Source organism: Frankia gtarii, from assembly GCF_025403375.1.
In the GTDB taxonomy this organism is placed as follows: domain Bacteria; phylum Actinomycetota; class Actinomycetes; order Frankiales; family Frankiaceae; genus Frankia; species Frankia gtarii.
Genome location: NZ_JAMPTM010000208.1, coordinates 1 through 12120, shown reverse-complemented (window position 1 = coordinate 12120; position 12120 = coordinate 1). Strand labels below are relative to the sequence as shown.

The 12120-nt window shown below is 71.8% G+C and carries 7 protein-coding genes; 1 reads left to right on the top strand and 6 read right to left on the bottom strand.

The features are described 5' to 3' along the window. The 3 genes from NBZ83_RS23780 to NBZ83_RS23765 all read right to left on the bottom strand — a co-directional run. Positions 1-773, bottom strand: a 773-nt coding sequence (locus tag NBZ83_RS23780) for a glycine-rich protein (RefSeq protein WP_261575829.1), incomplete at its 3' end; no start/stop codon positions are given. A gap of 23 nt (positions 774-796) precedes the next feature. Beyond that, positions 797-1837, bottom strand: coding sequence for a hypothetical protein (locus NBZ83_RS23775; RefSeq protein ID WP_261569571.1), 1041 nt, complete (start codon positions 1835-1837; stop codon positions 797-799). An 810-nt stretch (positions 1838-2647) separates the two neighbouring features. Next, positions 2648-5119, bottom strand: a complete 2472-nt coding sequence (locus NBZ83_RS23765; protein ID WP_261575828.1) for a SpoIIE family protein phosphatase — start codon at positions 5117-5119, stop codon at positions 2648-2650. Positions 5120-5294: 175 nt separating this feature from the next. Here NBZ83_RS23765 and NBZ83_RS23760 point away from each other — a divergent pair, with 175 nt between their 5' ends. Next, entirely contained in the window at positions 5295-8942 is a 3648-nt protein-coding gene (locus NBZ83_RS23760; RefSeq protein ID WP_261569574.1) for a HAMP domain-containing protein, read from the top strand. Here NBZ83_RS23760 and NBZ83_RS23755 read toward each other — a convergent pair. From NBZ83_RS23755 to NBZ83_RS23745, 3 genes are all read right to left on the bottom strand, one after another. Continuing rightward, on the bottom strand, positions 8899-9972 hold the full coding sequence (locus NBZ83_RS23755) for a fatty acid desaturase family protein (RefSeq protein WP_261569575.1): 1074 nt from the start codon (positions 9970-9972) through the stop codon (positions 8899-8901). The genes NBZ83_RS23760 and NBZ83_RS23755 overlap by 44 nt on opposite strands. A gap of 36 nt (positions 9973-10008) precedes the next feature. Continuing rightward, positions 10009-11088, bottom strand: a complete 1080-nt coding sequence (locus NBZ83_RS23750) for a ferredoxin reductase (RefSeq protein WP_261575827.1) — start codon at positions 11086-11088, stop codon at positions 10009-10011. A 297-nt stretch (positions 11089-11385) separates the two neighbouring features. Continuing rightward, the coding region (locus tag NBZ83_RS23745) for an SDR family oxidoreductase (protein WP_261575826.1) at positions 11386-12120 on the bottom strand (735 nt) is incomplete at its 5' end.

The following is a 12120-nucleotide window of genomic DNA, read 5'->3' as shown; positions in this document are numbered from 1 at the left end:
CCGCTGCCCGGATTGGGCTCGCCGGTCCAGGGATCGATGTCGCCGCCCGGGATCCCCGGACCGCCCCTGGCCGAGTTCGGGCTGCCCGTGCCGTGCGTGGTCTGCGTCGCGCCGCCGCCGGCGACCCCGGAACCCTCCGGGCCGCCGCCCTGGCCGCCGGCCGCCCCGGCGAGCCCGCCGCCGTCGCCGCCGTGCAGCAGCGGCCCGCCGTTGCCGGCGCCGCCGCCGGCGCCGGCTACCAGGACCCGGTCGGCCGCGCCGAAGGCGCCGACCCGCACGTCCGACCCGCCGCCGCCGGCTCCGCCGCCGCCATGTGCCCCGCCGCCGCCGGCCCCGTGGCCGACACCGCCGCGCCGGGCGAACTCGCCGTGCCGGGACGTCCCGGGAACGCCGGCGGCGCCGACGGTGAGCTGGAGGACCTGCCCCGGGCTGACGGCCAGGGTGCCGCTGGTCTCGCCGCCGAGACCGCCGGGGGCGCCGGTGTTCGGCGGGTTGGGGGTCACGAACCCGGCCGCGCTGCCGCCCTCGCCGCCGAACAGGTCGATGCGCACGCTGGTCACGCCAGCGGGCACGGTGAAGGTGCCCGTGCCCGCCGTGGTGTAGGCGCAGGTGGGTGGAGAGTTGGTGAGGACGCCGGTCGCGCCGCAGATGGCCGTCCCGTCCGCGGTGTCCGCGATGGCGGGAAGCGGCATCGCGACGGCGACAGCCAGCACGCCGGCCGCGCCGGCGATCGCCGCCAGCCTGCCCCGGGGCATGGTGATACGACGGTTCATGGGAATCGACATCGCCTTTGTGGTCAGACGCCGTCGTCGGCGCACAGCGCCCAGACGTCGGTGTAGGTGCTCGGCGAGCTCGCGCCGCCGGTGTGGCTGAAGGCCGTCCAGTACGCGGCGGTGGTGGTCCCGTCACTGACGGGGCTGCCGGTGGAGCCGCTGGGGAAACTGCCGTTGAGGTGATCGCCGCCCGAACCCGGGCCGGTGAAGTCGGTGGTCGTCACGCTGCCGCCGCTCACGGCGGCACCGCCGCTGATCAGCTTCCCGTCCCCGCCGCCGCAGCCGACCGTGGCCGTCTGGCCGGTGGTCGCCGAGGTCGGCCCGCTCACCTCGCTGTAGCGGACCTTCACGGTGGCCCCGCTGACGTTGATGCCGCTGCCGCTGCAGATCGCGTAGGCGTAGGTCACGTTGCTGCCGCCGCCCCCGCCGCCGTTCCACCCGACGGACGCCCAGGAGTTCGGGTTGGTCGCACCGTCGGCCGCCGCCTTCTGACCGTAGTCGTGGGCGGCGTCGTTGAAGGTGGGGAAGCTGGCGATCGGCTTGAGGCTGCCGACGCTCGCCGGGGTGGTGCGCGCCCCGCCGCCGAGCAGGATCGTGTTCGCCGGGCAGGTCGCCACCACCAGGTTGACCGTGGACGCCGCCGAGGGCCCGCTGGCCTTGTTCATCACCACCTGGGTGTGGTTGACCAGGTTGCTGGTCAGGCAGGTCGCGTACGGGGTGGTGGAGAAGGCGGCGTCGGTGGCCCCCCCGGTGCCGCCGATGCCGAGCCAGTGCGTCACGTCGGTGCCGACGACGCCGGCGGTGCCGGTGTACTCGCTGCTGCCGTTGGAACTGGGCTCGCTGCCCATCACATGGTTGCCGTTCGACGCCGAACCGGTGCCGATGGCCTGGTTGACCCCGCCACCCGCCACGAGACCGGTGGCGCAGTCGGCGTGGGTCGAGATCTCGGCGAAGGCCGCTGCGGGCCCGCTGGTGGCGCCGGGGGTCTTCACCGTGACACCGACGGTGTTGGCGCGGGCGGTGCCTGGAACCGCGACGGCCAGCAGAGCACTCAGACCCAGCACTGCGACAGGTCCCACCGCGCGACGACGGAGGGTCACTTTTGCCATTTGTTCTCCCTTTGCTGCGGGATGGTCCGGACCTCGCCCGCGTCCGCACAGGGTGGTCGGCAGCGGGCGAGATCCCCGCGCGCTCGCACCCGCGGCCGTATGTCGACGCCGGGAGCCGGGTGATACCCGGCAGAACTACGCGGATACGGACATTAGCAGGAAGAAAGTCCGCATACACGGAGTTCTTCGCGAACTTCGTACGCGGATGAGTGCCGTCAGGCCGACCCGGCTCAGTCCGGAGCGTCGCCGCAGCCTGCCCTTGCGCTGCCGCGCTGCCGTCACCAGACGCCGCGCGGCCACCACCGTCAACGGTGGCGCAGCAGGGCCAGGCAGAGGGGCAGGCAGAGGGTCAGGCCGGGGCCGAACGCCATCGCGACCACGGTCGCGCCGGCCGGGAGACCCCCGCGGAGCTGGTCGAGGACGAACAGGACGGTGCCCGACGAAGCAGTTCCCCCGCGACGCGAGGACGCCGCGGGTCGCCGCGGTCTGCGCCGGATCGAGGCCGAGGCGTTCCTCGACGACGTCGATGATGCGCGCCCCGTCGGGATGCACGGCCCAGCCGTCGACCTCGGCGCGGTCCGCGGCGAACCGCCTCCTCCCATCCGCCCGCATCGCCGCCCGGCCGCCGTCGTGAGCCGGACCGGGCAGGGCCTCACAACTGCGAAGTCGTGGCGGCTGGGTGCGGCACGGGTCGTGCACCGCACAGGGTGGGAAATCACGGGAGCCTGGTGCGAGCTGTCCTGGCCGAACGTCGGACCTGCTCGTCTAGCGGTTCGACCGCATCGTCTGGCCGGGCGGTTTGGAGCCCCTGGGGGCGGCGACGGCTGGCCAAGGGCGCCGCTGGATGACGATCAGGCAGGTGTCGTCGTCGGTGTCGGGGGTGGTGTGCGCGAGGACGTGGTCGGCCTGCCGGGCAACGTCGGGTTGGCGTTGCGCGGCGATGCGCAGGAGGGCGGCGAGCGAGGTGTCCAGCCCGGTGCCACGGCGTTCGATGAGGCCGTCGGTGAACAGCAGGAGGATGTCCTCGCTGGCCAGGTGGTGGACGGTCTCCTCGTAGGTCGCGTCGGGCTCGACGCCGAGCAGCAGCCCCTCCGGTTGCGCCAGCATGCTGGCGGTGCCGCCGCGGACGAGGACCGGGGGCAGGTGCCCCGCATGGGCCCACCGCAGGGTGTGGTCCGACGGGCGGTACAAGCCGCAGATCACGGTCGCGGTGATGTCGTCGGTCAGGTGATAGGTGACCCGGTTCAGCCAGTGCAGCAGTTGCGCGGGCCCCGCGCCGGTGACGGCGAGACCACGAAGGCTGTTGCGCAGGGTAACCATGCCGGCCACGGTTCGGATGCTGTGGCCCGCGACATCGCCCACGGCCAGCAGGACGTCGCCGCTGGGGAGGGTGACGGCGTCGTACCAGTCGCCCCCGACGAGGTGTTTCTGCTCAGCCGGACGGTAGCGGACCGCGACCGCGAGTCCGCTGGCTTCGACGGCCTCGTCCGAGCCGGGCAGGAGCGCCCGCTGCAGGGTCAGCGCGAGGCGGTGCTGGCCGGCGGCCCGTGCCTCGGAGTCGGCGAGCTGGTGTCGGGTGGCGTCGAGGACGACCTGGGTGCGGTAGTGGCTCGTCAGGTCCTGGTAGACACCGCGGACTGCGATCAGTGTTCCGGCGGTGTCGGTCACGGGTTCGGCGATCGCGCGGAGCTGGCGCATCGTCCCGTCGGGGAGCAGGACCCGGAAGGAGACCGTGACCGAACGCCTCAGCCGCAGCAGCGCGTCGCGTAGCTGGTCGACGGCCGCTCGGTCCTGGGGATGGACGTGGTCGTCGAGGTTGTCGAGGGTGATCGGCGGGTCGTGGCGGGGGCGACCGAACAGCTCGTAGGTGTGCCGGGTCCATCGCACCCCGCCGGTGCGGATCTCCTCCTGCCAGGCGCCGAACCGGCCGAGGCGCTGCACGGCGCGCAGCAGCGAATCCCCGCTCTCGCCGCCCTCGTCGCGGGGCCAGCCGAGGGCGACGCCGTCGAAGAGGCGGGCGATGCGCACATCCGCCTCCCAGGTGACGACCACGTCGTCGACCAGGGTGAGCAGGACCGTACCGTCGGCGCGGAACGGTTCGCCGGTGCGCAGCACCTCGACCGCTCGCTCGAACAGACCCGCGTCGGCGCCGAGCAGGGGGTAGAGCTCCAGCAGGCCACGTCCCAGCAGCGCGGCGGGCGGCCGCCCGCCCGGATCCACGAAGCCCTCGCCGACGTGGTCGATGCGGAAGTCGAGCACCTCCCCGTCACCGGCCCGCACGGCGTGCGCCAGCAGCACCGACCCGCCCATGGCGTCGAGGAATGCCGGCAGCCAGGCGACCCTGGCCGGCAGCGTCCCGGCACCGTCAGGAGTCTGCGTCGCCACGCCGCCGGTCACGCCGGGTCCGCCCGGCGGCCGCAGGCTGCGCAGGCAGAGGTCGGCGAGGGCGGTGAGCTCGCGCCGTATCCCCTCACTGAACTGGGCCTGGGGGGCCGGCCAGCAAATCTCCATGGCGCCGACGACGGCGCCGGCGTGCAGGAACGGCAGGGCCGCGCGCGCCCCTCGCCAGGGACCGAGCCGGGCTAGCCCGTCGGTGTGCCCCGCGGCCCCCGCCGGCCCTGGCGGGGATCCGGCCGGCCACCACTGGGGGGCGCCGAGGCGCGCGGCGCGCAGGGCGGCGCAGTCCAGCTGTGGCGGGATCCGCTGCCAGCGGCTCGTGTCGAGCAGGTCCAGACCGGCCTGCCCGACCAGGGCGAGCGCGCCGTCCGGTTCCAGCATCCAGCAGGCCACGGCCACTACTCCCAGCGGGGCCAGGGCCTCGTTGAGGACGGCCTGTGCGACCGCGCATCCGTCGGTGTCCCATCCGTCGGTGCCGTGGCCGACGGTGCCGTGGCCGATGGCTGCGTGGCCGACGGCGATGTGCGCCAGCCAGGTGCGACGGCGGGCGGCGTCGTCCAGCGGGAGCTGCGAGGAGGCACCCGGAGCCTGGCCGAGTACCTCGGCCGCGAAGTCGGCCGGGGCGATGCCGGCAGTGGATGCGAGGCTGCGGAGCTGTTCGCCGGCCTCGGCCACCGAACACCGCAGCCGCTCGACCAGCACCCCGGTCGCGACGTCGATCAGCGCGTCGGAGGCGGTGCGTGACTGGGACTCCGCGAGTTGCCGTTGTTGACGTGCAATCACGCCCAGTAGCCCCGCCATATGGCCAGGCCGGCCGGCGCTGCCGTCCGCGGAGCCCACGAACGTGTCTCCTTGTCCACCCCAGGCGCTGGTCGCCCGCCAGGACAAGGGCATGTGGCCAAGACGCCGGTCTTGTCCCTTTACCCTACTGCAGAGGCCCCGCAAGGATCCGGGTGTCGACTGCGACGGCTCCCCGGAGGAACGGGCACTGTGGGTGACAGGCTGGAGGATAACGGTGACCGAGATCACGGATCGTGGTGCGGCGCGCGCCCGGCTGGATGATCCGGCCCTGCGACAGCTGCTCGCCGGGCTCACCGCCGTGCGGGGCGGCGACTTCGGCACCCGCCTGCCCCCGATCGGTGACGATCTGCTGGACGAGATCGCCACCGTCTTCAACGGGATGATCGATCAGCTCGCCCTGTTCACCTCCGAGGTGACACGGGTGGCACGCGAGGTGGGCACCGAGGGCAAGCTCGGCGGCCAGGCCGAGGTCCCAGGGGTCTCGGGCTCGTGGAAGGACCTGACGGACAACGTCAACGCCATGGCCGGCAATCTGACCGGCCAGGTCCGCGACATCGCGCAGGTCGCGACGGCGGTGGCGAAGGGTGACCTGTCGCAGAAGATCACCGTTGATGCCCGCGGGGAGATCCTGGAGCTCAAGAGCACGATCAACACGATGGTTGATCAGCTCTCGGGGTTCGCCGACGAGGTCACGCGGGTGGCCCGGGAGGTCGGCACCGACGGGCGCCTCGGCGGGCAGGCGGACGTCAAGGGCGTCTCGGGTACCTGGCGTGACCTCACCGAGTCGGTGAACGTCATGGCCGGCAACCTGACCAGCCAGGTCCGGTCGATCGCGCAGGTCGCGACGGCGGTGGCGAAGGGTGACCTGTCGCAGAAGATCACCGTTGATGCCCGCGGGGAGATCCTGGAGCTCAAGAGCACGATCAACACGATGGTTGATCAGCTCTCGGGGTTCGCCGACGAGGTCACGCGGGTGGCCCGGGAGGTCGGCACCGACGGGCGCCTCGGCGGGCAGGCGGACGTCCGCGGTGTGTCGGGAACCTGGAAGGACCTCACCGACAACGTGAACGTGATGGCGTCGAACCTGACGGCGCAGGTCCGTTCCATCGCGCAGGTCGCCACGGGGGTCGCCCGTGGCGACCTGTCCCAGAAGATCACGGTGGAGGCGAAGGGCGAGGTCGCCGTGCTCGCCGCCACGATCAACACCATGGTGGACACCCTCGGCGCCTTCGCGGACGAGGTGACGCGGGTCGCCCGCGAGGTCGGCACCGACGGCCGCCTGGGCGGCCAGGCGAGCGTGAAGGGGGTGTCCGGCACCTGGAAGGACCTCACCGACAACGTCAACTTCATGGCGAACAACCTGACCAGCCAGGTCCGCAACATCGCCCAGGTCACGACGGCGGTCGCCCAGGGTGACCTGACCCGCAAGATCGATGTCGACGCCCGCGGGGAGATCCTCGAGCTGAAGACGACCATCAACACGATGGTCGATCAGCTGTCCTCGTTCGCGGCCGAGGTGACGCGGGTGGCCCGCGAGGTGGGCACGGACGGCATCCTCGGCGGCCAGGCCGAGGTGGAGGGCCTCGCGGGCACCTGGAAACGCCTCACCGAGAACGTCAACGAGCTGGCGGGGAACCTCACCCGGCAGGTCCGGGCCATCGCCGCCGTCACCAGCGCCGTCGCCACCGGCGATCTGACCAGGTCGATCGACGTCGACGCGCAGGGCGAGGTCGCCGAGCTCAAGGACAACATCAACGCGATGGTGCGGTCGCTGCGCGAGACGACCCGCGCGAACCAGGAACAGGACTGGCTCAAGACCAGCCTCGCCCACATCGCCGGGCTGATGCAGGGGCACCGTGATCTGGAAACCGTCGCCCAGCTGGTCATCGACGAGCTGACGCCGATGGTCGACGCGCAGTACGGCACCTTCCTGCTCGCCGAGTCCGGGGCCGCGCGGCCCGCGCTCAACCTGATCGCCAGCTACGGATACCAGGCCCCGCCGGGTGCGCGCCGGTTCGACTTCGGCCAGTCCCTGGTCGGGCAGGCCGCGCGGACGAAGCGGCCGATCACCGTCGCGCACACCCCGGCCGGCTATCTGACGATCGCCTCCAGCCTCGGGCAGTCGGCTCCGGTCGCGCTGATCGTGCTCCCCATCCTGTTCGAGGACCAGGTGCTCGGCGTCATCGAGCTCGCCTCCTTCAACCCCTTCGCGCAGGCCCACCACGACTTCCTGAACCTGCTGACGGAGACCATCGGCGTCAACGTCAACACGATCATCGCCAACGCCCGCACCGACGCCCTGCTGGAGGAGTCCCAGCGGCTCGCGTCCGAGCTGCAGGCGCGGTCCGAGGAACTGCAGTCCCGTCAGGAGGACCTCCAGCTCTCCAACGCCGAGCTGGAGGAGAAGGCCACCCTGCTGGCCCGGCAGAACCACGACATCGAGGTCAAGAACTTCGAGATCGAGCAGGCCCGCCAGGAACTGGAGGAGCGGGCCCGCCAGCTCGCCCTCGCCTCGAAGTACAAGTCCGAGTTCCTGGCGAACATGTCCCACGAGCTGCGCACACCCCTGAACAGCCTGCTGATCCTCGCCCGCCTGCTCGCGCAGAACCCCACTCGTAACCTGTCACCGAAGCAGGTCGAGTACGCCCACGTCATCCACTCCGCGGGTTCGGATCTCCTGCAGCTCATCAACGACATCCTCGACCTGTCCAAGGTCGAGGCCGGAAAGATGGACATCCATCTGGAGGAGGTCGCCCTGGGCGACATCGTCGACGATGTCCAGGCCACCTTCTCGCCGATCATCGCGGAGAAGGGCCTGCGGTTCACCGTTGCGACGGCGCCCGATCTGCCCCCGCGGCTGCGCACCGATCGTCACCTGGTCGCGCAGGTGCTGCGCAACCTGTTGTCCAACGCGGTGAAGTTCACCGAGCAGGGCAGCGTCGACCTCGCCATCACGTCGTCCGGCGCCGGCGCCGGCGGGCAGGGACCGGGGCAGGCCGTCCTGCTCTCGGTGTCCGACACCGGAATCGGGATCGCGGCGGAGAACCTCGAACGCATCTTCGGGGCGTTCCAGCAGGGCGACGGCACCACCAGCCGCCGCTACGGCGGCACCGGTCTCGGGCTGTCGATCTGTCGCGAGGTGGCGACGCTGCTGGGCGGCGAGATTCAGGCCCGCAGCGAGTTCGGGCGGGGCAGCACCTTCACGCTGCGGCTGCCCATGGTCCCGCCGGCCACGACGCCGCCTGACGCCTACCCCCAGCTTTCCGCCGGGCGGCCGCCATCGAACGCCGTTGCCCCCGCCCAGCGGGCTGCGTTCCCCGCCGCGACGACCGTCACCCTGGACCTTCTCCCGCCGGCCCTCGCCGCACTCGCCCCGCCGGTGGACGCGACCGCGCCCGCGAGGCCGGCGGCGGAGCCCGCCGAACCGTCCCACGCGTCGAGGACGACTCCCGGGCTCGCCGGCCGCACCGTGCTCGTCGTCGACGATGACGTGCGCAACGTCTTCGCCATCACGAGCATCCTCGACCTGCACGGGCTGAGAGTGATCCACGCCGGTGACGGGCGGATGGGCATCGACGCGCTCGTGTCCAACCCGGGCATCGACCTCGTACTGATGGACGTGATGATGCCCGAGATGGACGGTTACGCCACCACCGCCGCCATCCGGACCATGCCCCAGTTCGCCGACCTGCCCATCATCGCCGTCACCGCCAAGGCGATGCCGGACGACCGGCAGAAGTGCCTCGACGCCGGGGCCACCGACTACGTCACCAAGCCGGTGGACATCGAGGAACTCCTCACCCGTATCCGGGCCAGCCTCACACCCGGGCGGCGCTCACGGTGGGCAGCGCCAGGCGGGTGATTCGTCGCCAGACGCTCGCGGTCTGCCGGGGCAGTGACCCGGTGGTGTAGGGCAGGCCGAAGCGCTCGCACAGGTCGCGGACCCGCGGCGCGATCTGCGCGTAGCGGTTGCTGGGCAGGTCGGGGAAGAGATGGTGCTCGATCTGATGGCTCAGGTTGCCGCTGAGGAGGTGGAGGATCGCCGGGCCGCTGATGTTGGCGGAGCCGAGGAGCTGGCGCAGGTACCAATCGCCGCGGCTCTCCTCGGCCATCTCCTCCTCGGTGAAGGTGCGGGTGCCCTCCGGGAAGTGGCCGCAGGTGATGATCGTGTGCGCCCAGACGTTGCGGGTGACGTTTGCGGTGAGGTTGCCCAGCAGGACGGGGAGGAACGCCGGGCCGCCGAGCAGGGGAAACGCCACATAGTCCTTGAGCCCCTGGCGGGCGGCCTTGCGCAGCGCCCGCCCGAGCTGGCCCGCGGTCTCGCCCCAGCTCTTCTCGCCCTGCCATGCCTTGTCGATCTCGGCGTCGTAGATTGCGATTCCCCATTCGAACACCGCGGCGAGACCCAGGTTGTAAAGGGGCTGAGCGAGGTAGATGGGATGCCAGGGCTGCTCGGGCGAGACCCGCAGCATTCCGTACCCGAGGTCCCGATCCTTACCGAGCACGTTCGTGTAGGTGTGATGGGCATAGTTGTGGGAGTGCTTCCACTGGTCGGCAGGGGACGCGAAATCCCATTCCCAGGTGGTGGAATGAATGTCCGGGTCACGCATCCAGTCCCACTGGCCGTGCAGGACGTTGTGCCCGATCTCCATGTTCTCGAGAATCTTGGCGACGCTGAGCATCGCCGTGCCGGCGAGCCACGCCGGCGGCACGACGGACGCGAACATGACCGCCCGGCCGCCGGCCTCGAGTCCGCGCTGGACGGCGATCACCCGTCGGATGTACCGGGCGTCGTCCTCGCCGCGGCTCGCGATGACCTCCGCCCGCAGCCGGTCGAGTTCCCGACCGAACTCCTCGATGTCACGGGCGCTGAGGTGCGTCGATCCTGACATCCGCGTTCTCCTCCAGGTCACAGGTCGAGGTCCGGGTCACAGGTCGAGGTCGACGTCGCCGACGGCGGTGGACACACAGGTCTGGATGAGGTCGCCGGGGTCGCCGTGCTCCTCGCCGGTGCGCAGGTCCCGGACCCGGCCGTCGGCGAGACGGGCCAGGCAGGTGCGGCAGACCCCCATGCGGCAGCCGCTCGGCATGACGACGTCCGCCTCCTCGCCCACCGCCAGCAGGGAGGTGCCCCCGTCGGCGACCACCTCCCGATCGCTTCTGACGAAGCGCACCCGCCCGCCGGGCGCTGCGGACGGGCGCCGCACCGGCTGGAACCGTTCCGTCCGCAGCCGGTCGGCGAGGCCGGCCGCCCGCCAGTACGCCTCGGCGCCGTCGAGCAGTCCCCGCGGTCCGCAGACCCACGCCATCCGGTCCGCCACATCGGCGCAGGCGGCGGACAGGTCCGCCATCGTCGGCCGCCTCGCCCGCCGGCCGGGCCCGGGACGGGTGTGGTGCTCGTGCAGGCGCAGGCTGGGGAACCGGGCCGCCAGCCGGCGCAGCTCGTCGCCGAAGATGACCTCCGGACCGGTCGGCGCGACGTGCGCGTGGAACACGTCCGGCATGTCCCCGGCCAGGGCGAAGCCGCGCAGCATCGACATCACCGGGGTGACGCCGCTGCCGGCGGTCACGAAAAGCAACCGGGCCGGCAGGATCTCCGGTAGCACGAACCGGCCGCTCGGCTGGCTGAGCCGGACAACCCCACCGGGACGCAGCCGGCGCACGACATGTCGCGACACAAACCCGCCGGGTCCCGCCTTCACCGTGATGGTGACGAGACCGTCCGGGCGGCCGGGCGGGGACGACAGCGAGAATGTCCGCCAGTGCCACACGCCCGCAATGTCCACGCCGATGCCGACGTGTTGACCCGCGAGATGTTCTCGCCAGCCGTGACCGGGACGGATGACAACGGTCGAGGCGTCGGAAGTCTCCGGTACGACGGCCTCGACCCGACCGGACAATCGCTGCCGCGACCACAGCGGATTCACCATGGCCCGGAAATCATCCGGCGCCAGCGGACTTGTCAGGACGCCGGCCGCCGCGGTCAGCATCGGTCGGATATCCAGCATAGATCGTGTCACCTTCGCCGGCGGACATACCGGACCAGAAGCCTTCTCGAGCGGATTTCCGGCAATTTTGGGCGGGGTCACAGCGACTTCGGGTCCGCTGGACGGCAGGCTACACCGTAGCCTCGAACCGTTAGCTCGATCGGCATACGGTGCGCTGTTGACAACGGCCGCGAGAATTTATTGTCCGAGGATGTTTGGGCGAACCGTGACGCAGCCGCTGATCGCGCGCCCGCGCCCGCACCGGCACCGCCGGCCTCAGGTGGTGGGGCCGGGCTCAGGTGGTGGGGCCGGCCGGGCTCAGGCGGTGGGGCCGCCGGCGAGTACGGACCAGCCGGCGTCGACGCGCAGCACCGTCCCGGTCGCCGGGCGCAGGGCGGGGTCGAGCGCCAACCCGACGGCGGCGGCGATGTCCGCCGGTTCCAGGACGCGGTGCAGCACGGAGTTGTCCGCGAGTACCCTCTCGCGCTCCGCATCGAGGACCGCGGCGGTTGCCTCGGTACGCACGGCGCCGGGTGCGACGGTCAGGACGCTGATCCCGTCGCGGGCCGTCTCCGCGGCGACGTGGCGGGCGAAGGTGGTCAGCGCCGCCTTCGCGGTCCCGTGGGCGAGCCGGCCCGAGCCCACGTAGTCAGCGGCGGTGCTGCCGAGATAGACCAGCCGCCCGTCGCCCTGCGCCCGCATGACCGCCACCACCTGCTGGGTGATGTGGAAGGCCCCGGCGAGTTCCCCGGTCATCTTCGCGGCGAACTGCGCCCAGGTGAGTTCGCTCAGCGACGCGAAGGGCGGGGCGGCGGTGTTCGCGTTGACCACCAGCGCGTCGATCCGTCCCCGGTCGGCGAGCACGGTCGCGACCATCGACGCCACGTCGTCCGGATCGGTGACATCACTCGCCAGCGGGACCGCGCTGCCTCCCGACCGGCGGATTCCCGCGACCACAGCCTTCGCCGCGTCGGCATCGCGCCGATAGTTCACGACCACGTGATACCCGCGGCGAGCGAGTTCGACGGCGATCGCCGCCCCGATCCCCCGCCC

What these genes read in the sequence shown, in the direction of transcription:
- NBZ83_RS23750 (WP_261575827.1), bottom strand. Translation starts at nt 11,088, where the DNA reads ATGCTGGATATCCGACCGATGCTGACCGCGGCGGCCGGCGTCCTGACA.
- NBZ83_RS23755 (WP_261569575.1), bottom strand. Translation starts at nt 9,972, where the DNA reads ATGTCAGGATCGACGCACCTCAGCGCCCGTGACATCGAGGAGTTCGGT.